The 23,237-nt window shown below is 69.8% G+C and carries 17 protein-coding genes and 1 pseudogene; 5 read left to right on the plus strand and 13 right to left on the minus strand.

Translation table 11 applies throughout. The annotated features are described in order from the left end of the window. The 12 genes and pseudogenes from AB0H86_RS22870 to uvrC form a co-directional block, all read right to left on the minus strand. Positions 1–674, minus strand: a pseudogene (locus AB0H86_RS22870) (glucose-6-phosphate isomerase); the annotation flags it as partial. 64 nt (positions 675–738) lie between these two features. Next, positions 739–2,007, minus strand: a complete 1,269-nt coding sequence (locus tag AB0H86_RS22875) for an MFS transporter (protein WP_362441618.1) — start codon at positions 2,005–2,007, stop codon at positions 739–741. 133 nt (positions 2,008–2,140) lie between these two features. After that, positions 2,141–2,476: an RNA polymerase-binding protein RbpA gene (locus tag AB0H86_RS22880; protein ID WP_003957010.1), complete on the minus strand. Its 336-nt coding sequence runs from the start codon at positions 2,474–2,476 to the stop codon at positions 2,141–2,143. Between the two features lie 213 nt (positions 2,477–2,689). Beyond that, positions 2,690–2,920: a preprotein translocase subunit SecG gene (secG, locus tag AB0H86_RS22885; RefSeq protein WP_362441621.1), complete on the minus strand. Its 231-nt coding sequence runs from the start codon at positions 2,918–2,920 to the stop codon at positions 2,690–2,692. 132 nt (positions 2,921–3,052) lie between these two features. Then, positions 3,053–3,829, minus strand: coding sequence for a triose-phosphate isomerase (tpiA, locus tag AB0H86_RS22890; RefSeq protein ID WP_362441624.1), 777 nt, complete (start codon positions 3,827–3,829; stop codon positions 3,053–3,055). A gap of 4 nt (positions 3,830–3,833) precedes the next feature. Continuing rightward, positions 3,834–5,045, minus strand: a complete 1,212-nt coding sequence (locus AB0H86_RS22895; protein WP_362441627.1) for a phosphoglycerate kinase — start codon at positions 5,043–5,045, stop codon at positions 3,834–3,836. Between the two features lie 133 nt (positions 5,046–5,178). Next, a complete protein-coding gene (gene gap / locus AB0H86_RS22900) occupies positions 5,179–6,183 on the minus strand; it encodes a type I glyceraldehyde-3-phosphate dehydrogenase (RefSeq protein ID WP_362441630.1) in 1,005 nt (334 codons plus the stop codon). Between the two features lie 225 nt (positions 6,184–6,408). Beyond that, entirely contained in the window at positions 6,409–9,357 is a 2,949-nt protein-coding gene (locus AB0H86_RS22905; protein WP_362441633.1) for a M14 family zinc carboxypeptidase, read from the minus strand. 150 nt (positions 9,358–9,507) lie between these two features. After that, a complete protein-coding gene (whiA, locus tag AB0H86_RS22910; protein WP_362441636.1) occupies positions 9,508–10,497 on the minus strand; it encodes a DNA-binding protein WhiA in 990 nt (329 codons plus the stop codon). Continuing rightward, positions 10,488–11,555 carry a uridine diphosphate-N-acetylglucosamine-binding protein YvcK gene (gene yvcK / locus AB0H86_RS22915; protein WP_362441639.1) on the minus strand — a complete coding sequence of 356 codons (1,068 nt, stop codon included), beginning with the start codon at positions 11,553–11,555 and terminating at the stop codon, positions 10,488–10,490. The genes whiA and yvcK overlap by 10 nt, the downstream gene beginning before the upstream one ends. Next, a complete protein-coding gene (gene rapZ, locus AB0H86_RS22920; RefSeq protein WP_362441642.1) occupies positions 11,552–12,628 on the minus strand; it encodes an RNase adapter RapZ in 1,077 nt (358 codons plus the stop codon). Before rapZ ends, yvcK begins: the two co-directional genes overlap by 4 nt. Further along, entirely contained in the window at positions 12,625–14,688 is a 2,064-nt protein-coding gene (uvrC, locus tag AB0H86_RS22925) for an excinuclease ABC subunit UvrC (protein ID WP_362441645.1), read from the minus strand. The genes rapZ and uvrC overlap by 4 nt, the downstream gene beginning before the upstream one ends. 312 nt (positions 14,689–15,000) lie before the next feature. Here uvrC and AB0H86_RS22930 point away from each other — a divergent pair, with 312 nt between their 5' ends. The 4 genes from AB0H86_RS22930 (at position 15,001) to AB0H86_RS22945 (ending at position 18,925) form a co-directional block, all read left to right on the plus strand. Continuing rightward, positions 15,001–15,135 (plus strand): hypothetical protein, encoded by a 135-nt coding sequence (locus tag AB0H86_RS22930; protein ID WP_362441648.1) that lies wholly within the window; start codon positions 15,001–15,003, stop codon positions 15,133–15,135. 643 nt (positions 15,136–15,778) lie between these two features. Further along, positions 15,779–16,735: a hypothetical protein gene (locus AB0H86_RS22935; protein WP_362441651.1), complete on the plus strand. Its 957-nt coding sequence runs from the start codon at positions 15,779–15,781 to the stop codon at positions 16,733–16,735. Between the two features lie 226 nt (positions 16,736–16,961). Next, on the plus strand, positions 16,962–18,020 hold the full coding sequence (locus AB0H86_RS22940) for a LacI family DNA-binding transcriptional regulator (RefSeq protein ID WP_362441654.1): 1,059 nt from the start codon (positions 16,962–16,964) through the stop codon (positions 18,018–18,020). Beyond that, positions 18,017–18,925, plus strand: coding sequence for a carbohydrate kinase (locus AB0H86_RS22945; protein WP_362441657.1), 909 nt, complete (start codon positions 18,017–18,019; stop codon positions 18,923–18,925). Before AB0H86_RS22940 ends, AB0H86_RS22945 begins: the two co-directional genes overlap by 4 nt. Before the next feature lie 317 nt (positions 18,926–19,242). Here AB0H86_RS22945 and uvrA read toward each other — a convergent pair whose 3' ends face one another. Further along, positions 19,243–22,281, minus strand: a complete 3,039-nt coding sequence (uvrA, locus tag AB0H86_RS22950) for an excinuclease ABC subunit UvrA (protein ID WP_362441660.1) — start codon at positions 22,279–22,281, stop codon at positions 19,243–19,245. Between the two features lie 223 nt (positions 22,282–22,504). On the opposite strand from uvrA, the gene AB0H86_RS22955 reads away from it, so the two are divergent. Beyond that, the gene (locus AB0H86_RS22955; RefSeq protein WP_362441663.1) at positions 22,505–23,194 is read left to right on the plus strand and encodes a maleylpyruvate isomerase family mycothiol-dependent enzyme; all 690 of its coding nucleotides are present in this window, start codon (positions 22,505–22,507) and stop codon (positions 23,192–23,194) included. Positions 23,195–23,237 lie beyond the last annotated feature (43 nt).

A 23,237-nucleotide genomic window follows, 5' to 3' on the forward strand; every position in this document is an offset into this window, starting at 1 on the left:
GCCGAGGTCGCGTTGGTGATCGTCTCGATCGTCGTGAACGTCTTCGACGCCACGATGAACAGCGTCTCCGCCGGATCCAGGCCGTGGACCGCCTCATGCAGGTCCGCCCCGTCCACATTCGACACGAACCGGAACGTCAGCGACCGGTCGGTGTACGCGCGCAGCGCCTCGTACGCCATCGCCGGACCCAGATCCGAACCGCCGATACCGATATTGACGACATTGCGGATCCGCCGGCCGGTATGCCCCGTCCACTCACCCGAGCGCACCCGCCCGGCGAAGTCACCCATCCGGTCCAGCACCGCGTGAACCCGCGGCACCACATTCTCACCGTCGACCTCGACCACCGCACTCGCCGGAGCACGCAACGCGGTGTGCAGCACCGCCCGGTCCTCGGTGATATTGATCCGCTCACCCCCGAACATGGCATCCCGCAACCCGAACACATCCGTGGCGACGGCCAGTTCCCGCAACAGCCGCAGCGTCTCGTCGGTGACCAAGTGCTTTGAATAGTCGACGTACAGGTCACCGACCCGCAGCGTGAATGCGGTGCCGCGATCCGGGGCGGCGGCGAACAGCTCGCGCAGCCGCACCTCCCCGAGTTCCTCGCGGTGCTTCGCCAGAGCGGTCCACTCGGGCGTCTGGTTGAGTCTGGTACGGCCGTCTGTGTTCATGGAGGACTTCAGCCTTCTTTCGTACCTGTGCCTGCTGTCCCGCTGCTGTTTCCAACCTAATTGATCAGTGCGGGGCGTGAGCTGTGGTGACGTTGTCGTCGGGCGCACCAACAGATACGTCCGCCTTGAGCACGGGTATCAACGAGGCGACGGACAGGACGAAGAAGGCGGCTGCGAGCAGGGCCGGGGTGTTCAGACCCCAGGCGGTGGCCACCGCACCGCCGAGCAGGGCCCCCACGGGTGCTCCGGCGACCGCCAGGGTACGGAAGGCGGCACTGACCCGCCCCAGGGTGTCGGCGGGGGTGCGCTCCTGCATCAGGGTTCTGGTGTTGACGTTCCACAGCATGCCCATGAACCCGAAGACGGCCATGGCCGCCGCCAGGGCGAGGGGACTGGGCACCGAGCCCATGACCACCAGCGCACCGATCTGCACGGTTCCGGCGAGCAGCACCGCGCGCACCCGCCCGAGGCGGGCGACGAGCCGGCCGCTCGCCGCTCCCCCGGTCAGGCCGCCCACCGTGTAGGCGGTCATGGCCGCCGCGTAGCCCGCGGTGCCCGCGTCGAGCCAGCCGGTCACCAGGAGCACCATTCCTGCGATGAGGGCACCCATGCCGATGTTGCACAGCGCCGTGGCGGCGCACAGTCCGCGCAGGGCCTTGTCATGTCCCAGGGTGCGCAGTCCTTCGGCGATCTCGCGGCGCAGGGTGCTGCCCGCCGGTCTCGGTTTCCGCTCGGGCGGGCCGGTTCGCAGCGACGCGACCAGGGCGGCCGCCACCAGGAAGGTCACCGCGTCGGCTGCGAAGGGCATCGCGGCACCGGCCATCAGCAGCAGTGGCACCAGGGGTGCGCCCAGCAGACCCGCCGCGATCTGCTGGCCGGTCATCAGCCGGGCGTTGGCACTGCCCAGAGCGTCGCGGTCCACCAGGGAGGGCAGCAGGGCGGTGGCTGCGTTGTCGAAGAGCGTCTGGAGCGTGGTCAGGGCGAAGGCCAGCGCGATCAGCAGGCCGATCGAGGTGTGCCCGAGCGCGACGGCCACCGCGAAGCAGGCGACCAGCAGCCCTCGTACCACGTCCGCAGTCCACATCGCGCGCCGCTGGTCCACGCGGTCGGCGACGGCGCCGCCGAGCAGCCCGAAGACGATCCAGGGCAGATAGCCGCAGGCGGTGACCGCCGCGACGAGCAGGGGCCGGTCCGTCAGTGTCGCGGCGAGCAGAGGGAGCGCGGAGGTCCGCAGCGCGTCGCCGAAGCTGGAGAGCACGGCGGCGCTCCATAACCGCCCGAATCCCCCACGCCACGCGGGCGCGCATACGCCCCCCGTCTCGACCGTCGCCACGATTCCCCCTCCGGTTCGCCGATGAACAAACCGTAGAGGGCACCACTGACAATCGGCCTCGGCCGGGCATCCGGCGGCCGCTGCCGCGAACGGCTCCGGCCGGGCATCTGGATGCCCGGCCGGCTCTCAACTCCTAGATCTCGCCCCGCAGTTTGGCGAGCGCCTCGGCGAGGATCGCCTCACCGTCCGCGTCGCTGCGCCGCTCCCGCACATAGGCGAGGTGCGTCTTGTAGGGCTCGGTGCGCGGTGGGTCCGGAGGGTTGTCCCGGTCCTGCCCTGCCGGAAAGCCGCAGCGAGGGCAGTCCCAGGTATCGGGAACCTGCGCGTCGCTGGCGAAGCTGGGCTGCGTCTCATGCCCGTTGGAGCACCAGAAGGAGATGCGCAGCCGGGGCGCGGACTCGCCCCGCTCGGCCTCGCCCATCGGCCCCGCCCCGACCCGGCTTCCTCGGATCGCGTTGCCACTTGCCACGGTCGTAACTCCCTGCGTGATGGTGCCGCAAAGCGAGTCGGCGTTTCGCTTCGCTGCGAGCGCCTCAGTCTACGTAAGGCCCAACGCGCGTCCAGTGATTGGAGTTACAACCCCCATACACAGACGCAAGCCCCATGATAGGCCGCGCTCAGCTGCGCGTACCGAACATGGGGCCTTACGTGCGGAATGGACGTGCTGCGTGTGCGACGCTGATCAGTTGTTCACCTTCATCAGGATGCCGAGCACAACAATGCACGCGAACCACAGCAGACCGACCACGACGGTGATGCGGTCGAGGTTGCGCTCGGCGACCGAGGAACCACCGACCGACGACTGCATGCCGCCACCGAACATGTCGGAGAGGCCGCCGCCCTTGCCCTTGTGCATCAGCACCAGCAGCATCATCAGCGCGCTGAAGACGATCAGGGCGATCGAGAACCCCATAACCACAGCTGGACCAACTTCCTCGGATCTGGATAGACGACGGGGGCCGAAGCTCTGTCTGTGAGCTGTGCAAGCTCTCTTTCGGAGCCCTCGGCCCCCGCAAGGGTACGACGGATCGCGCCTACCGCATACTCACTGGTCGCGGAACCGTACGATCTTGACGAACTCGTCGGCGTCCAGCGAGGCGCCGCCCACCAGGGCGCCGTCGATGTCGGCCTGCGCCATGATCTCGGCGACGTTGCCCGACTTCACGGAGCCGCCGTACTGGATGCGGATCTGGTCGGCCAGTTCCTGCGTGTACAGGTCGGCGATCTTGCCGCGGATGGCCGCGCAGACCTCCTGGGCGTCCTCGGCGCCGCAGACCTTGCCGGTGCCGATGGCCCACACCGGCTCGTAGGCGATCACGACGGTCTCGGCCTGCTCGGCCGGGAGGTCCTTCAGGCCGCCCTCGACCTGGGCGAGGGTGTGAGCGACGTGGTTGGCCGCCTCGCGGACCTCCAGCTCCTCGCCGACACACAGGATCGGGGTCAGGCCGTGCTTGTAGGCGGCCTTGACCTTGGCGTTGACCAGCTCGTCGGTCTCGTTGTGGTACTGACGGCGCTCCGAGTGGCCGATCGCCACGTAGGTGCACTTCAGCTTGGCCAGCATCGGGCCGGAGATCTCGCCGGTGTAGGCACCGCCGTCGTACGCCGAGATGTCCTGGGCGCCGTACTTGATCTTGAGCTTGTCGCCGTCGACCAGGGTCTGCACGGAGCGCAGGTCGGTGAAGGGCGGCAGGACGGCGACCTCGACGGCGTCGTAGTCCTTGTCGGCCAGGGCGAAGGCAAGCTTCTGGACGTGCGCGATGGCCTCGAGATGGTTGAGGTTCATCTTCCAGTTGCCCGCCATCAGCGGCGTGCGCGTGCTCATAGGGTCAGTCCTCCAGTGCGGCAAGGCCGGGGAGCGTCTTGCCCTCGAGGTATTCGAGGGAGGCGCCGCCGCCGGTCGAGATGTGGCCGAATGCGTTCTCGTCGAAGCCCAGGATGCGGACGGCCGCGGCGGAGTCGCCGCCGCCGACCACCGTGAAGCCCGGGGAGTCGAGGAGGGCCTGGGCGACCGCCTTGGTGCCCTCGGCGTAGTCGGGGTGCTCGAAGACGCCCATGGGGCCGTTCCAGAAGACGGTGGCGGCGTCGGTGAGCTTCGAGGCGTACAGCTTGCGGGTCTGAGGACCGATGTCCAGGCCCAACTGGTCGGCGGGGATGGCGTCCGCGGCGACGGTGTTGGGGTTCGCCGGCGCCTTGGTCTTCAGGTCCGGGAACTCGGTGGAGGTCAGCACGTCGACGGGGAGGACCAGCTCGACGCCGTTCTTCTCCGCCCGCTCGATGTACTCCTGGACGACCGGGATCTGGTCCTCCTGCAGGAGGGAGGCGCCGACCTCGTACCCCTTGGCCTTCAGGAAGGTGAACACCATGCCGCCGCCGATGAGGAGGCGGTCCGCCTTGCCCAGCAGCTGGTCGATGACGGCGAGCTTGTCGGAGACCTTGGAACCGCCGAGGGCGACGACATAGGGCCGCTTGACGTCCTCGGTGAGCTTCTTCAGGACGGCGACCTCGGCGGCGATGAGGTAGCCGGCGGCGTGCGGCAGCCGGGCCGGGAGGTCGAAGACGGAGGCGTGCTTGCGGTGGACGGCGCCGAAGCCGTCGCTCACGTACACGTCCGCGAGGGCGGCGAGCTGGTCGGCGAAGGCACCGCGCTCGGCGTCGTCCTTGGAGGTCTCGCCGGGGTTGAAGCGCAGGTTCTCGATGACGGCGACCTGGCCGTCGGCGAGGCCGCCGACGGTGGACTTGGCGGACTCGCCGACCGTGTCGGTCGCGAACGCCACCTCGCCGCCGAGGAGTTCACCGAGGCGCGCGGCCGCCGACGCCAGCGAGAAGGCGGGGTCCGGGGCGCCCTTGGGGCGACCCAGATGCGAGGCGACGACCACCCGGGCGCCCGCTTCGGCGAGGGCCTTGACGGTGGGCAGCACGGCGCGGATACGGCCGTCGTCCGTGATGGTGGTGCCGTCCAGCGGCACGTTCAGGTCGGCGCGGACGAAGACCCGCTTGCCGCCCACGCCTTCGGCGAGAAGTTCGTCGATCGTCTTCATGGAGGGAACTCCTGGAGGGGGCTCGTGATGCTCGTGATCGTGAGAGGGCTGATCTGTACGTGAGTCAGGGCTCGGGCAGCGCGTCCCTGCGCTGTCCGAGCCCTGACTCACACCGAAGTGCCTGCTCTGTCGATCAGAGCTGGTTTCCGACGAAGACCGTCAGGTCGACGAGGCGGTTGGAGTAGCCCCACTCGTTGTCGTACCAGCCGATGATCTTCACGCTGTTGCCCTGCACCATGGTCAGGGAGGAGTCGAAGGTGCAGGAGGCCGGCCAGTTGACGATGTCCGAGGAGACGATCGCGTCCTCGGTGTAGTCCAGATAGCCCTTCAGCTCGCCCTGGGCGGCCTTCTGGAACGCGGCGTTGACCTCTTCCTTGGTCACCACGCGCTCCGTCTCGACGACCAGGTCGGTGACGGATCCCGTCGGGACCGGCACCCGCATCGCCATGCCGTTGAGCTTGCCCGCCAGCTCCGGGATGACCAGGCCGAGGGCCTTGGCCGCGCCGGTGCTCGCCGGAATGATGTTCTCGGCGGCGGCGCGGGCGCGGCGCAGGTCCTTGTGTGGGAAGTCCTGGAGACGCTGGTCGCTGGTGTAGGCGTGGACCGTGGTCATCAGGCCCGAGACGATGCCGAAGTTCTCCAGCAGAACCTTGGCCATCGGCGCCACGCAGTTGGTGGTGCAGGAGGCGTTGGAGATGATGTGGTGGTTCGCCGCGTCGTACTTCTCTTCATTGACGCCGAGCACGATCGTGATGTCCTCGTCCGAGGCAGGAGCCGAGATGAGGACCTTCTTGGCGCCGCCCGCGATGTGCTTCTCGGCGTCGGCCTTCTTCGTGAAGATGCCGGTCGACTCGATGACGATGTCGACGCCCAGCTCGCCCCACGGGATGTCTGCGGGGTTGCGCTCGGACAGCACCTTGATGGTGTGGCCGTCGACGGTGATCGTGTCGGCGGTGTGCGACACCTCGGCCTTGAGACGGCCCAGGATGGTGTCGTACTTGAGCAGATGAGCGGTGGTCGCGGTGTCACCCAGGTCGTTGACAGCCACGATCTCGATGTCAGCACCCTGCTCCAGCAGCGCGCGGAAGTAGTTACGACCGATGCGGCCAAAGCCGTTGATGCCTACGCGGATCGTCACGAAACCGATCTCCTCGTTGGTACGCCGGGTTCGACTCCGGCGAGCTGTATGGGATGTCCCCGACCGCCTACGACCCTACCTCCCTGAGCGATCCGTGGTGACATCGAGATGCCCCATACACGGCGAGGCGGTCCGTACCCACCAGTAGGGGTACGGACCGCCCGGGCCCGAAGGCCTGATCACCCGATATTGCTATGCGGCGTCACCTCTGGTTGACCAGGGACATCACCCGTCGAGCGCCGCGAGCGCCTTCCTCACCAGAGCCGTCCGATCGGCCGCCGAGGAGAGGTGCTCCAGACCGAAGCCCAGCAGCACGGTGTCGTCCGTGGTGACCGCTCCGTAGGTCTGGAAAAGGGTCCCGGTGCGCGCCCAGTCCTTGAGCACTGCCGGGCTGCCCGGCGGCGGTCCGGCGACGCTCCAGGCGCCCAGCGAGGTCTCGAAGCCCTCGGTCTCGGTGGCGGTGCCCCCGACGACCAGCGAGGCGTTGTCCGCGAGGACGCCGTGGCCGCCGCTGCCCGGGTCGGTGACATAGCTGATCGAGATCTCGACGGACTTGCCGGCGTACGCGCTCAGGTCGAAGGAGACCTGCTGCCAGCCCTCGGACGCGCCGGTGAAGGCGTTCCACGCGCCGGTGGTGCCGGTCGCGGTGCAGCCGTCGGCCGCCACGGTCAGGTAGTGCTCCAGTTGCGGGTGCTCGCCCACGTAGTACCCGGCCGAGCAGTCCGCCGGCACGGTGGTGCCGGTGGCGCCGCCCGTCTCGGGGAGCGTGGTCCAGTCGTCGGCCCCGGTGGTGTGGGCCTCGACGATCACGTTGTCGTAGCCGGGCTCGGTGTCCCACAGCAGCTGGGAGCGCAGAGCGGGCCCGTCGGCGGCGGTCACGCCCGTGAGGTCCACGGTGCGGGTGAGCCGCTTGTAGGAGTCGTCGGTGTGGACGGCGGCCGCCATGTAGGAGCCCGCGTAGGGCCCGTACGGGTTGACGGTCCCGGCGAACTGGCCGGCGCCCGCGCTGGCGAACCGGGGGTACTTGTCGGCGGGCAGTTCGTCGGACGTCACGCCGTAGGTGCCGGCCCGGTCCAGGGGGTTGCCGGCCGCGGGGCCGAGCGCCCCCGTGAAGCCGCCGAGTCCGCCCGATCCGGTGAAGCCGGTGGCCCCGGGTGTCGACGTACGCGAGTAGGCGCCCAGGTAGTACTGGCTGAAGTCGTCCGACGGGGTGCCGTCGGCGAGGGCGACGCTGCCGCCGGCCTGTTCGCCGGCCTCGACCAGTTTGCCGCCCTCGTTGAGGAAGGCACGCAGTTCCAGCTGGGTGGCGATGCCGGGAGTGCTCGCGCCCGTGTAGTGGACGACGGTGTCGAAGTGGTTCAGCACGCCGAGCGCGTCGGGCGCGCCCTGACGGGCGACGTCCCAGACGAGTGCCTTGCGGCCGGCGGCCTTCAGCGCGTCGACGTAGGTCTGCGCCTGTGTGGCGGCCGTGCCCTCCTCGGAGACGACGAGGACGTCCGCGCGGGGCCGTTCGGCGATGGTGTAGGTGAAGTGATCGCTGGAGACCTTCTTGCCGCTCTTCGTCTCGCCGGTGAACCAGACCTCGACCTTGTCGCCCGGTTCGCCGTCCTGGACCTTGGCCCGGTACTCGTCGAAGTGGAGGTTGTCCTCACCGCCGTAGGTCTCGCCGCCCTTCCAGGGGCGCAGCGTCTGGTCGTACGTACGGCCGTCGACGCGGTACTTGAGTTCCTTGTCGCGCACCGCCTTTCGGACGACGACGGAGACCTCCTGGTCGGCGCCGCGCGAGTACGACGTCGAGAACGGGGCCGGGGTGAAGTCGGCGGCGCTCCGGCCGACCGAGGACTTCGGCTGGTCGGGGCGGGCGGCGGACTCGGCGACGGAGAGCGCGAACGGGATGTTCTTGGCGAACTCCTGCTGGATCAGCTTCTCGTCGTCCGGGAAGTTGAAGACCGACTGGCAGTCGGCCGGGTCCCAGGCGTCGTCGGGGTCGATGTTCGACGCGGTCGCACAGGTCGACATCTCGGGGGTGAACAGCGCCGTGCCGTTGACGTTCGCCGCGTGGCCGTCCGCCTCGCCGTTGGTGGTGTACAGCTCCGAGGAGACCTGCGGGTGGTAGCCCGGGATCGCGGAGTTGTCGGGGGTGCCGGCGAGCGCCTTGTAGAGAACGTCGTCGGGGGTGTCCGTGGCCACCTGCCAGCCGACTCCGTAGAGGAGGAGTTCGGCGGCGGAGTGGTAGTTGATGCCGTACGTGAACCCGATCCGCTTCTCGAAGGCGTCCAGGGCCTGGGTCTCGGGCTCGGAGTTCGGACCCGTGCCGCGATAGGTCTGGCTGGTGGGGTTGGGCGACGAACCCTCGTCGTCGTAGCCCCACTTGTAGGCGAAGTTGCGGTTGAGGTCGACGCCGTCGCTGGTGCTGATGGTGCCGTCGCCGTTGTTGTCGCGCAGGTTCTTGCGCCACAGGCGGTTGTCGGAGTTCTGGAAGGTGTAGTCGTAGCCGTCGGGGTTGGCCGACAGCACGAACCACAGCTCGGTCGAGTCGACGAGCTTCTTTATGCGCTGGTCCGTCTTGTAGTTGTCCACGTAGTGGTGCATCAGCCGGCGGGTCATCTCCGGCGTGATCCACTCGCGCGCGTGCTGGTTGGACATGTACAGGACGGAGGGTTTGGAGCCGTCCGCGGACGTCTTGGCGCCCTTGGTCAGCTTGAGGGCGAGGATGTCCTGGCCGCTCACCGTCTTGCCGATGGAGACGACCTTGGTGAGGCCGGGGTTCTCCTGGCCGGTCCTGACGATCTCCTCTTTCAGGCCGCCGCTGCCGCTGTACGGGCGGAACACCCCGTCGGCGGCCGCCTCGAGGCGGCTCTCGGCCTTGGCGGACAGCTTGTGCTCTTTGAGGTCGACCCCCTGGTCCTCGAGCTTGTCGGCCTGCTGGTCGGTGAGGTAGACCTCGACGGTGGCCTCGCCCTTCTCGGGCACCTGCTCACCGAGTTCATGGCCGTCCTGACCGGCCGCCAGCAGCAGGGGTACCTGTTGCCGGGTGACCTCGGCCCGGAAGACCTTGACCTCGTCCGGATCGGGAGAACCGGGATTGTCCGCGGCCTGTGCGAGGGGTGCGACAGCCGCACCGCCCAACAGAAGCGCGCCAACAGCGAGGATCGGTCTCGCTCTTCGTCTCATGAGCCCCCCTAGTGTGAGTTCGCCACAGCAGGCGAACTGATGCCAGGCTCATGACAGTCCATGATCGAGTCAAGGGTGCCTCAACGACACGCGAACGCCGGTGCCGATCACCCAAGTGGGCGTCGGCACCGGCGTGTTGGACTACTGAGATCAGCCAACGAGGTTGTCGGCCAGCTCGTCGCTGAGGTTGGCCTCGGTGCTCGCGATGCCGAGGTCGGAGGCGCGCTTGTCGGCCATCGCCAGCAGCCGGCGGATACGGCCGGCCACGGCGTCCTTGGTCAGCGGCGGGTCGGCGAGCGCGCCCAACTCCTCCAGCGAGGCCTGCTTGTGGTCCATGCGCAGCCGGCCGGCGGCGGCGAGGTGCTCGGGGACGTCGTCACCGAGGATCTCCAGCGCGCGCTGCACCCGGGCACCGGCGGCGACAGCCGCGCGGGCCGAGCGGCGCAGGTTGGCGTCGTCGAAGTTGGCGAGACGGTTCGCCGTGGCGCGCACCTCGCGGCGCATCCGGCGCTCCTCCCAGGCCAGCACCGCCTCGTGGGCGCCGAGGCGAGTGAGCAGGGCGCCGATCGCGTCGCCGTCACGGACGACCACACGGTCCACGCCGCGCACCTCGCGGGCCTTGGCGGCGATCGACAGCCGGCGGGCGGCGCCGACCAGGGCGAGCGCTGCCTCCGGGCCCGGGCAGGTCACCTCCAGGGAGGAGGAGCGGCCCGGCTCGGTGAGCGAGCCGTGCGCCAGGAAGGCACCGCGCCAGGCCGCCTCCGCGTCACAGGTGGCCCCGGAGACCACCTGCGGGGGCAGGCCCCGGATCGGACGGCCCCGGCCGTCGACCAGGCCGGTCTGCCGGGCCAGCTGATCACCGCCGGCGACAACCCGAACGACGTAACGCGAGCCCCGGCGCAGTCCGCCGGGCGCCATCACGATCAGCTCGGAGCTGTGGCCGAAGATCTCCAGGATGTCCCGCTTGAGGCGGCGGGCTGCCATCGCGGTGTCCAGCTCCGCCTCGATCACGATGCGCCCGCTCACCAGGTGGAGGCCGCCGGCGAACCGCAGAATGGCGGAGACCTCCGCCTTCCTGCAGCAGGTCCGGGTGACGGGGAGCCGGGAGATCTCATCCTTCACCGCTGCCGTCATCGCCATGGGCCGATCCTTCCATGCATCCGAAAAATACGGTCGTACGCGGCGGCCAGCAGCTCCGGGTCGTGCCTCGGAGTTCCGTCGCTCCGGGCCACAGGGGCCAGCTCGACCGCGGCTCCGAGCCGCTTGGCGGCCTCGGTGAGCACATCGCGATCGGGCACGGCGGCCTCGTCGGCCAGCACCACGTCCAGGGCGAGTTTAGGGGCGTGTCGTCCCAAAACCTCCAAATGACGCTGCGGGGAGAAGCCGTCTGTTTCTCCCGGTTGCGGGGCGAGGTTCAGGGAGAGTACCCGGCGCGCCTTCGTCTGCGTGAGCGCGTCGAGGAGCTCGGGCACGAGCAGGTGCGGGATGACCGAGGAGAACCAGGAGCCGGGGCCGAGGACCACCCAGTCCGCGTCGAGGACGGCCGCCACCGCCTCCGGCACCGCGGGCGGGTCGTTCGGCACCAGATGCACCGACTGCACCTCGCCGGGCGTGAGGGCGACGGTCGCCTGCCCCCGCACGGTGTCGATGTCCTCGGGCCGGTCCGGGTCGTGGCCCTTGACCAGGGCCTGGAGCTCCAGAGGCACGGCGGACATGGGCAGCACGCGCCCATGCGCGCCCAGCAGCTTGCCGACCAGGTCGAGAGCCTGGACATGGTCGCCGAGCTGCTCCCACAGGGCGACGATCAGCAGGTTGCCGACCGCGTGTTCGTGCAGCTCGCCCTGGGACTGGAAGCGGTGCTGGATGACCCGGGCCCAGGTCTGGCCCCAGTCGTCGTCACCGCACAGCGCGGCCAGGGCCTTGCGCAGGTCGCCGGGCGGCAGCACGCCCAGCTCGTCGCGCAGGCGCCCGCTGGAGCCGCCGTCGTCGGCCACGGTGACGACGGCGGTGAGGTCGCCGGTGATGCGGCGCAGCGCGGCGAGCGAGGCGGACAGGCCCATGCCGCCGCCGAGGGCGACCACCTTGGGCTGGGCACCGCGGCGGCGCGGCTTGGCCCCCCGGGCCTCGACGGGCCTGTCCGCGCGCCCCTCGGGGACGGCCCGGCGCAGCCTGCTCAGCCGCGGACTACGTCCCGTCATTCCCGTCCCATGTCCCGGTGCACGACCACCGTCTCGACACCCTCGGCCACGAGGCGCGCGGCGAGCTTCTCCGAAGTGGCGACCGAGCGGTGCTTACCGCCTGTGCAGCCGATGGCGATCGTCACGTACCGCTTGCCCTCGCGGCGGTAGCCGGCCGCGATGAGCCTCAGCAGCTCGGCGTACCGGTCGAGGAACTCCTTCGCGCCGGGCTGGTTGAAGACGTACGCGGAGACCTCCTCGTTGAGGCCGGTGAAGGGGCGCAGCTCCGGGACCCAGTGCGGGTTGGGCAGGAAACGCATGTCCGCGACCAGGTCGGCGTCGACCGGCAGGCCGTACTTGAAGCCGAAGGACATGACGGTGGCCCGCAGCTCGGGCTCCTCGTCGCCCGCGAACTGGGCGTCCATCTTGGCGCGCAGCTCGTGCACGTTGAGGCTGGAGGTGTCGATCACCAGGTCGGCGTCGCCGCGCAGCTCGCGCAGCAGTTCGCGCTCGGCGGCGATGCCGTCGACGATCCGGCCGTCGCCCTGGAGGGGATGCGGGCGGCGCACCGACTCGAAGCGGCGCACCAGGGCGTCGTCGGAGGACTCCAGGAAGACGATCCGCCGGGTGACCTGCCTGCTGTCCAGGTCGGCGAGGGACTCGCGGAGGTTGTCGAAGAAGCGCCGTCCGCGGACGTCGACGACGACCGCGATCCGTGCCACGTTGCCCTGCGAGCGGGCGCCGAGCTCCACCATGGTGGGGATCAGGGCGGGCGGCAGGTTGTCGACGACGAACCAGCCGAGGTCCTCCAGACACTTGGCCGCGGTCGAGCGGCCGGCCCCGGACATGCCGGAGATGATCACCAGCTCGGGGATGGCCGCCTCGGGGCTCCCGGGTGTTTCGATGGCCGTACTCACTTGTGCTCCGTTTTCGTGGCGCTCTTCGTCCCGTGCGTCGTGCTGTGCGTCGTGCTGTGCGTCGTGCTGTTCCTCTTGCTGTGCTTCCTGCGTCGCGTCCCGCTGTGCGGGATCATCGCCGGTTTCCTTGTGCGGGCGATCTCGCCGCGCTGTGGACTGGTCTTCGTGCTCAGTCATGTCTCCTGCCCCCGTCGTTCGTCCGAGGCTCCCGCGGGTACGGGTTCCCCAGGGGCATCCGCCGTCGTCTCGGGTACCCCGTCCTCATCGTCTTCCATGATCTCGCCGGTCGCCGTATTGACGGCGGGTGCGGCCGGGGACGCCCGGACTAGGGCCGCGGCGATGGTCTCGGCCGTTTTGCGGCCTATACCGGGCACCTCGCAGATCTGGTCGATTGTCGCGGACCGTAGCTTCTTCACCGAGCCGAAATGCTTGATCAACGCCTGTTTGCGGGTGTCGCCGAGGCCCGGTACGTCGTCCAGCGGGCTCGACCTGAAGCGCTTGGCGCGCTTGGTGCGCTGATAGGTGATCGCGAAGCGGTGCGCCTCGTCGCGGACCCGCTGCAGCAGATAGAGGCCCTCGCTGGTGCGGGGCAGCACCACCGGGTCGCCCTCGTCGGGCAGCCAGACCTCCTCCAGGCGCTTGGCGAGGCCGCACACGGCGATGTCGTCGATGCCGAGTTCGTCGAGGGCCTTCTTGGCGGCGGCCACCTGGGGCTGTCCGCCGTCGACGACGACCAGCTGGGGCGGGTAGGCGAAGCGCTTCGGACGGCCGTCCTCCTCGGTGAGGCCGTTGCCCGGGCCGTCGGCGTTCTCGTCGTCCGCCCACTCCCCCGTCCGCTCCTTCTCGGCGAGGTAGCGCCGGAAGCGGCGGGTGATCACCTCGTGCATGGAACGGACGTCGTCCTGGCCCTCGAAGCCCTTGATCTGGAAGCGGCGGTACTCGCTCTTGCGCTGGAGGCCGTCCTCGAAGACGACCATGGAGGCCACCACGTCGTCTCCCTGGAGGTGCGAGATGTCGTAGCACTCGATCCTCAGCGGGGCGCTGTCCAGGTCGAGGGCCTCGGCGATCTCCTCCAGGGCACGCGAGCGCGTGGTCAGGTCGGAGGCCCGCTTGGTCTTGTGCAGGCCGAGTGCCTGAAGGGCGTTGCGCTGCACGGTCTCCATCAGCGCCTTCTTGTCGCCGCGCTGCGGGATGCGCAGGGACACACCGGAACCGCGGCGCTCGGTGAGCCATTCCTGGACGGGCTCCACCGGGTCGGGCAGGGCCGGGACGAGGACCTCCTTGGGGACCGCGTCGCCCTTCTCCTCGCCGTAGAGCTGCTGGAGAGCGTGTTCGACGAGGGCCCCGGTGGTGATCTCCTCGACCTTGTCGGTGACCCAGCCGCGCTGGCCGCGCACCCGTCCGCCGCGTACGTGGAAGATCTGCACGGCCGCTTCCAACTCGTCCTCGGCGACCGCGATCAGGTCGGCGTCGGTCGCGTCGGCGAGCACGACCGCGCTCTTCTCCATGGCCTTCTTCAGGGCCTCGATGTCGTCGCGCAGACGGCCCGCCCGCTCGTACTCCAGGTCCTCCGCCGCCTCCGTCATCTGCTTCTCCAGGCGGCGCAGATACGTGCCCGTGCGGCCGGCCATGAAGTCGCAGAACTCCTCGGCGAGTTCCCGGTGTTCCTCGGTGGAGACGCGGTCCACACAGGGCGCGGAGCACTTTCCGATGTAGCCGAGCAGGCAGGGTCGACCGGTGCGGGCGGCGTTCTTGAAGACGCCGGCCGAGCAGGTGCGGACGGGGAAGACCCGCAGCAGGAGGTCCACGGTGTCGCGGATCGCCCAGGCGTGCCCGTACGGCCCGAAGTAGCGCACGCCCTTCTTCTTGTGACCGCGCATCACCTGTACCCGCGGGAACTCCTCGTTCATCGTCACCGCGAGGTACGGGTAGCTCTTGTCGTCGCGGTACTTGACGTTGAACCGGGGGTCGTACTCCTTGATCCAGGAGTACTCCAGCTGCAGCGCCTCGACTTCCGTGGACACCACTGTCCACTCCACGGACGCGGCCGTGGTGACCATGGTGCGGGTGCGGGGGTGCAGGCCCGCCAGGTCCTGGAAGTAGTTCGCCAGGCGCTGGCGCAGGCTCTTCGCCTTTCCGACGTAGATCACCCGGCGGTGCTCGTCACGGAACCTGTACACCCCGGGAGAGTCCGGGATCTGTCCCGGCTTGGGGCGGTAGCTGGAGGGGTCGGCCATGTCTCACACCCTACTGGCGAGGGCCGACAGTGCGGCGAGCCTGTGGACAACGCCGGGCCGCGAGATCGACCGTGTCTCCAGGCCGCGGACATGCTTCTCGGAGGCGGCCCCGGTGACCCACGGCCGGTGGGGGCCTTCCCTCACGACTTGAGACCGGGCGCGAGGGAGGGTCGAGTCACTGCGGATACAAAGGGATCTGCCGCTCCGGACGGGGCGGCGGTCATCGGTCGAAGGGCTGCGGACATGCGGCGGACACGGATCGAGAAGCGAAGGCGGCCGGCCCGTACCGGCCGCACCACGGACGACCGCGCCATGAACGATCGGACGACGGACGATCGGAGCACGGACGGCAGGCACTCGCTGCACGATCTGCTCGACCCGCGCGACCCCGACATCGTGCGCGCCAAGCGCGCCTCGCGGACCCAGGGCGGTGGACCCCGACCCTAGGCAGTGGAACCCCGCCCCCAGGCGGTGGCCCCGCCCCCAGAGCCGGACGGATGCCTCTCCGTCCGAACCCGACCGCCCGGAGCGTACGCGACGTCACCGAGTCCAGGCTCCCCCTCCTGGACCACTCCGTCCGCGTACGCCTCGGGCGGTCACATGTCCGCTCCGGACCCGCGCACCGGCAGCCGTACGGGCACCGTCGTGCCCCTGCCCGTGCGGGCTGCTGACGGCCGGCCTGCCTGTTCTGCGTGCCTGCCGATCGTCTCGGCCCGGTCGATGAGCCCATGCGTACTGGCCGACGGGGTACCGGCCAGCCGTCGTGCTGAGCTCGCCCCGTTCCCAGGACGACTTCCAGGCGCTCGTCGCTGACAGCCCCGCGCGGTTTCCCGCACAAGTCGGCACTGTCCGTGCGGGCGATCAGGGAAGTGGCGACCCTCGACGAGTGAGCGCGAACTCGGCCAGGAGTTCTGGCTGTTGGGCAGCAGGTGTTGTCGGGACTTGGTCAACACGCTTCAATGCGGGGGAACTCGGGGCCCTGAACGACGGCGTACGGATGTGAAGACCCCCGACGTCCGCGCGGTGGCCCCGGCACCTCCCTCGAACGGTCTGACCAGCCGTTGTGCCCCCTCAACAGAAAGGGCCCTGCATGCCGCACGCCACACAACACGGGGACGTCGCCACCGGTGCCACCGCGGAACTGGACTCGGCTCTGCGTGGCGGCCCCTTCCACGTAGCGCTGCGCGCCGCGATCGCAGCCCGCGGACTGCCGCTGCAGCGCGTGCAGCACCATCTGTCACGTCACGGGGTCAAGGTCGGTGTCACGAGCCTGAGTTACTGGCAGCAGGGGGCCCGGCGCCCCCAGCGCCCGGAGTCGCTGCGGGCGGTACGCGCGCTGGAGGAGATCCTCCAGTTGCCGGAGGAGTCACTGATCCGGCTGCTCGCCCGGGCCGACGAGGACCCCGGGGCGCAGCGACCCGCGACCCGCTCCTACCGCTCCCTCGTGGCGGCCTCGGACGTGCTGGAACAGCTGCTGACCGAACTGGGCTCGCCGCTCGACGGCGGACTGCACGCCCTCGGACACCATGAACGGGTACGGATCGGGGCGCGCCGCGAACTGGCCGGTCGCGAGTCCCACCACATCGTGCGCGCCCACCGGGACGGCGTCGACCGTTTCGTGGCCGTCCACCACGGCGACCCGGGGTGCGCGCCGGAGCGCACGACCGTCCAGGCCCTGGAGAACTGCCGTACCGGACGCGTCCGTTCGCACCACGACACCGGTGTGCTGGTGGCCGAGCTGCTCTTCGACACCCGGCTGCGGGCCGGCGACACGTACCTCTTCCGCTACGGCGTCGAGGACGGCACGGCGGGCGTGTCGCGCGAGTACGTCCGCGGATTCGGCGCCGCGGGCGGCCAGTACGCGCTCCAGGTGCGGTTCGACGAGCACGCCCTGCCCGCGCGCTGCCACCGCTTCACCCAGCACTCGGCGGCGGCGCCTCGCAGTGGCCGCCAGGAACTCGCCCTCACCGGGCGACATCACTCGGTGCACCTCGTCGAGCCGCGGGTGCGGTCGGGGATCGTGGGGATCGCCTGGGACTGGGAGTGAACGGCTCCGGGCCGTGGGCAAGGGGTAGTAGGCGGTGAGGTGAGGTGAGGTGAGGTGAGGTGAGGTGACGTAAGCGCTTGCGCAAACGTTTACGTCCTCCCCGAATGGGATACGTTCCCGGGCGGAAGGCCCGCATGGCCCACACGGCCACGGCCACGCAGCCACACCAGCCCGTACCAGCTCACGCCCTGCCCACACCGCTCGCACGGCCGAGGAGGGGAACCCGATGCCGACCATGGCCGACGTCGCACGCAGCGCCGGCGTGTCCGTGGCGACCGTCTCGCATGTGCTCAACGAGACCCGGCCGGTGCTGCCCCACACCCGCCAGGCCGTGCTGGACGCCATCGACGAACTCGGTTACACGCCCAACACGCTCGCCCGTTCCCTGGTGACCTCCCGCACCCGGTCCATCGGGCTCGCGGTGTCGGCGATCAGCAACCCGTACTTCACGGAGATCCTCCAGGGCGTCGAGGCCGGTGCCCTGGAGCACGGTTACGGGCTGCTTCTCGCCGACCCGCACGACGATCCCGTACATGAGCGCAAGGTCGTCCAGCTCCTGCATGAGCGACGGGTGGACGGCATGATCGTCGCGCCCTCCGCGGACCCCCACGAGCTCGTCTCCTACCTCCGGCGTCACGACGTGCCGACCGTGTTCCTGGACCGAGCCGTCGACTCCCCCGGGGACGACCCCCCGCGCTTCGACCAGGTCTGCGCCGACAGCGCCACACCGACGGCCGAACTGGTCACCCACCTCGCCGGGCTCGGCCATCGGCGGATCGCCCTGGTCGCGGGCCGGCCCGGGCTGAGTACGACCCGTGAGCGGATCCACGGGTACCGGTACGGCCTCGCCGCCGCCGGGTTCCCCTACGACGAACGCCTGGTCGTGCACGGCGACTCCGAGTCGGCCGGCGGGCAACGGGCCACCGCGACGCTGCTGTCCCTCCCCGTGCCGCCCACCGCACTGGTCACCGCCAACAACGTGATGACCCTGGGCGCGCTGCGGGCGTTGGGCGAGCGGGGCCTGTCCGTACCCGACGACATGGCACTGTGCTGCTTCGACGACTTCGACTGGGCCGACCTGTTCACTCCCCGGCTCACCGCGGTCGCCCAGCCCGGCAGGGAGATCGGCGCCCAGGCGGTCCGGTTGCTCCTGGAACGCCTCGCCGTACCGGACCGGCCCGCCCGGACCGTGCGGCTGGCCTGTACCTTCGTCCACCGCACCTCGTGCGGCTGCCCCGGCGGGCCAGAGCGGTCCGCCGAGTCCGAGAGAGGAATCGTCCCGTGATCGTCGTCGCCGGTGAGGCCCTGATCGACCTGGTACCGCAGGGCACGGGTGCCCTCGCGGGCCTCCAGCCGGCGCTCGGCGGGGGCCCCTACAACACGGCCGTGGCCCTCGGCCGCCTCGGCTCCCCCACCGCCTTCTGCTCCCGCACCTCGCGCGACGCCTTCGGCGAGGCTCTCCTGGACGGGTTGCGGCGGGCGGGGGTGGACGTGTCCGCGGTGCAGCGCGGCACCGAGCCGACCACCCTCGCTGTCGCCACCATCGACGCGCACGGTTCGGCCGCCTACTCCTTCTACGTCGACGGCACCGCCGACCGGCTGTTCAGGACTCCCGCGGAACTGCCCGAGGGAACGCGGGCGGTGTCCTTCGGTACCTGCTCGCTCGTCCTGGAGCCGGGTGCGAGCGCCTACGAGGAGCTGCTGCGGACGGCGTCCGCGCAGGGCGTGTTCACCGCGCTGGACCCGAACATCCGGGCCGGGCTGATCCCCGACGCGGACGCGTATCGGGTGCGGTTCAAGAGCTGGCTGCCGTCGGTGTCGCTGCTCAAGCTCTCCGAGGAGGACGCCCTGTGGCTGGGTGGCACTCCTCGCGAGTGGCTGGCCGCCGGCCCCTCGGCCGTCGTGATCACCCAGGGCGGCGACGGGCTGACCGTCTTCACCCGGGACGGCTCGGTGCACTCCGTGCCGGGCGAGAAGGTCGACGTCGTGGACACGATCGGTGCGGGCGACACCGTGAACGCGGCCCTGCTGCACGGTCTGGCCGCACAGGACGCCCTGTCCTCGGAGGCGCTCGCAGGCCTGGGCACCGACGGCTGGACCCAGCTCCTGCGGTTCGCGGCCCGCGCCGCAGCGATCACCTGCTCGCGTGCGGGGGCGGAGCCGCCGTACGCCCATGAACTGGACGGCTGACGGGCACCGCGTGCTTGCGACGGCTGACCGTGTCGTGTGATCCGCGAGGAGCAGCCGGGGCGCTCGATGCGGGCTCGACTGCCACCGCACTCGTCGGCCCCGCTCAGCCGGCCGGCCCCATGGCCCGGAGCACACCCTGGACGGTCCGCGGCCGCCGGACCGTCCAGGACGGCCGGACGGTCCGTGTGCCCTGGCCCCGTTTGTCCCTGGCCCGCGCGGCCCAGGCCTATGAGGCCCGGGTCGCGCAAGCGGGTCGCGCGGTCCGTTCGGCTCAGGCCTTGCGGGCCGAGACGCTCAGGCCTTGCGGGCCCGGACGCTCAGGACTTGCGGGCCTGGGCCGTCTTCCTCGCGGGTGCCGCCTTCTTCGTGGCCGCGGCCGCCTTCTTCGTGGCCGTGCTGTTGGCGGTTCCCGTCTTGGCCGTCGCCGTCTTCTTCGTCGCCGTCGACTTGGCCGCGACCGTCCTTTTGACCGCCGTCCGTCGCGGGGCCTTCACCGGTGCCCCGTCGCTGATCCGGTCGGCACCGAGGATCTCCCGCAGGAACTTGCCGGTGTGGCTGGCCGGGATCCCGGCGATCTGCTCCGGCGTGCCCTCGGCCACGACCAGACCGCCGCCGGCGCCGCCCTCGGGGCCCATGTCGACGACCCAGTCGGCGGTCTTGACCACATCGAGGTTGTGCTCGATGACGATGACCGTGTTGCCCTTGTCGACCAGGCCGGACAGGACAGTCAGCAGCTTGCTGATGTCCTCGAAGTGCAGACCTGTGGTCGGCTCGTCCAGGACGTAGACCGTGCGTCCGGTTGAGCGCTTCTGCAGCTCGCTGGCGAGCTTCACACGCTGTGCCTCGCCGCCGGACAGGGTGGTCGCGGCCTGGCCGAGACGGACGTAGCCGAGACCGACGTCCTTGAGCGTGTTGAGGTGGCGGGCGATCGAAGGAACGGCTTCGAAGAACTCCGTCGCCTCCTCGATCGGCATGTTCAGGATCTCGGCGATGGACTTGCCCTTGTAGTGGACCTCCAGGGTCTCCCGGTTGTAGCGGGCGCCGTGGCAGACCTCGCACGGGACGTACACGTCCGGGAGGAAGTTCATCTCGATCTTGATGGTGCCGTCGCCCGAGCAGTTCTCGCAGCGGCCGCCCTTGACGTTGAAGGAGAAGCGACCCGGCATGTAGCCGCGGACCTTCGCCTCGGTCGTCTCGGCGAACAGCTTGCGGACGTGGTCGAAGACACCGGTGTACGTCGCCGGGTTGGACCGGGGGGTACGGCCGATGGGCGACTGGTCGACATGCACGACCTTGTCGACGAGGTCGTCGCCGTCCACGCGCGTGTGCCGCCCCGGGACGTTCCTGGCGCCGTTGAGTTCGCGGGCCAGGTGGGTGTACAGGATGTCGTTGACCAGCGTGGACTTGCCGGAGCCCGACACGCCCGTGACCGCGGTGAAGACGCCCAGCGGGAAGGAGACGTCGATGTCCTGGAGGTTGTTCTCGCGGGCGCCGTGCACCGTGAGCTGCCGGGTCGGGTCGAGGGGGCGCCGGATGTCGGGCAACGGGATGGACTTCTTGCCGGACAGGTATTGGCCGGTCCGCGACTCGGCGTTGGCGAGCAGCCCCTCCAGGGAACCGCTGTGCACGACCTTGCCGCCGTGCTCGCCGGCGCCGGGACCGATGTCGACGACCCAGTCCGCGACCTTGATGGTGTCCTCGTCGTGCTCGACGACGATGAGCGTGTTGCCCATGTCGCGCAGCCGGACCAGGGTCTCGATGAGCCGGTGGTTGTCGCGCTGGTGCAGACCGATGGACGGCTCGTCGAGAACGTACAGGACGCCGACGAGGCCGGAACCGATCTGGGTGGCCAGGCGGATGCGCTGGGCCTCGCCGCCGGAGAGGGTGCCGGCCGCGCGGTTGAGCGAGAGGTAGTCCAGGCCGACGTCGACCAGGAACCGCAGTCGCTCGTTGACCTCCTTCAGGACGCGCTCGGCGATCTTCTTGTCGCGGGCGTTGAGCTTCAACTCGCCCAGGAAGTCCGCGCAGTCGCTGATGGACATCGCGGAGACCTCCGCGATCGACTTCCCCATGATCGTGACCGCGAGGACGATCGGCTTGAGGCGCGTGCCCTCACAGGTGGGACAGGGCACCTCGCGCATGTAGCCCTCGAAGCGCTCGCGACTCGCGTCGCTCTCGGCCTCGCTGTGCCTGCGCTTGACGAAGGGGACGGCACCTTCGAAAGGCGTGGTGTAGACCCGCTCGCGCCCGTAGCGGTTGCGGTAGCGGACCTCGATCTGGGTCTTGTGACCGTGCAGCAGGGCCTTCCTGGCCCGCTGCGGGAGGCCCGCGAAGGGGATGTCCGTGCGGAAGCCCAGCGCGTCCGCGAGGGCGCCGATCAGGCGGCCGAAGTAGTCCTTGGTGTGACCGTGCGACCAGGGGTGGATGGCGCCCTCGTCGAGGGACTTGTCCTCGTCAGGGACGATCAGCTCGGGGTCGACCTCCATGCGCGTGCCGATGCCGGTGCACTCGGGACAGGCGCCGAAGGGCGAGTTGAAGGAGAAGGAGCGGGGCTCCAGTTCCTCGAAGGACAGGTCGTCGTACGTGCAGTACAGGTGCTCCGAGAACATGCGCTCGCGCTCGGGGTCGTCCTCGGGGAGGTCGACGAAGTCGAGCACGACCATGCCGCCGGACAGGCCGAGGGCCGTTTCCACGGAGTCGGTGAGGCGGCGCTTGGCGGAGTCCTTCACCGTGAGGCGGTCGATGACCACCTCGATGGTGTGCTTCTCCTGCTTCTTCAGCGTGGGCGGGTTGGAGAGCTGGACGGTCTCGCCGTCCACCCGCGCGCGGCTGTACCCCTTGGTCTGGAGGTCGGCGAAGAGGTCGACGAACTCGCCCTTGCGCTCCCGCACGAGCGGGGACAGCACCTGGAAGCGGCTCCCCTCCGGCAGCTCCAGGACCCTGTCCACGATGGCCTGCGGCGACTGGCGCGAGATCGGGCGGCCGCACTCGGGACAGTGCGGCTTGCCGATGCGGGCGAAGAGCAGCCGCAGGTAGTCGTAGACCTCGGTGATGGTGCCGACCGTCGAGCGCGGGTTGCGCGAGGTCGACTTCTGGTCGATGGAGACCGCGGGCGACAATCCCTCGATGAAGTCGACGTCCGGCTTGTCCATCTGGCCGAGGAACTGGCGGGCGTACGAGGACAGCGATTCCACGTAGCGCCGCTGGCCCTCGGCGAAGATGGTGTCGAAGGCCAGGGAGGACTTGCCCGACCCGGACAGGCCCGTGAAGACGATGAGCGAGTCGCGAGGCAGATCGAGCGAGACGTTCTTCAGGTTGTGCTCGCGCGCGCCACGGACGATGAGACGGTCGGCCACGCCGGTCCGCACCTTTCTTGAGAGAAGTGACAGGGGCGAGGCCCCCGTGCTTTCTCAGACTAGGGGGAGCCACTGACAACGCCGGTCGGATTCCCGGATGCATAACGATCCCCGGCTATCCAGCATGCCCGACGCCACGCCCGACTCTATAGCACGCACATTCGATTTCCGGCACTCGTTCACCACCTTCACCCAAAGGTGCGGCGGGGCTAGTGTCAGGACCATGATTGATCACGCTCATGACCTGGCGTCTGTACGTGACGCGACGGATCGGCTGCTCACCGCAGTCGCCGAACTGGACAACGCGTCGGTGACCGAGCCGACACGGCTCCCCGGCTGGAGCCGCGGCCACATCCTGGCCCACCTCGCCCGCAACGCGGACGCCCTCGTGAACGTCCTCGAGGGGCGCCCGATGTACGCGTCCGGGGACGCACGGGACGCCGACATCGAGCGGGACGCCCCACGCCCGCTCGACGTGCAGCTCGCCGACCTGCGCGACAGCGCGGCCCGCTTCCAGGAGACCGGGGCCGCAGCCTCGGACTGGTCGCGCACGGTCGAGCTCCGCAACGGGGTCACCGACTCGGCTTCCCGGGTGCCGTTCCGGCGCTGGATCGAGGTGGAGCTGCACCACGTGGACCTCGGCATCGGGTACGAGCTGGAGGACCTCCCCGCGGAGTTCGTGGAGCGGGAGACCGACTTCCTCACCGAGCGGTTCACAGGGCACCCCGAGGTGCCGCCGACCCACCTGACGGACGGCACGCGCGCGTGGAGCACGGGCCGCAGTGACACCACCTCGCCCGAGGTCACCGTCACGGGCCCCGCGCCCGACCTGCTCGGCTGGCTCTGCGGCCGCCGCGACGGCTCCGGACTGACCGTGGCCGACGGCTCGCTTCCGGTGCTCCCTCCGCTGTAGGGCTCGAAACGGTCTTGGGGCCGCCGCCCCGCTATAGGCTGAC

It is taken from the genome of Streptomyces sp. NPDC050997 (genome assembly GCF_040660135.1).
Lineage (GTDB): Bacteria > Actinomycetota > Actinomycetes > Streptomycetales > Streptomycetaceae > Streptomyces.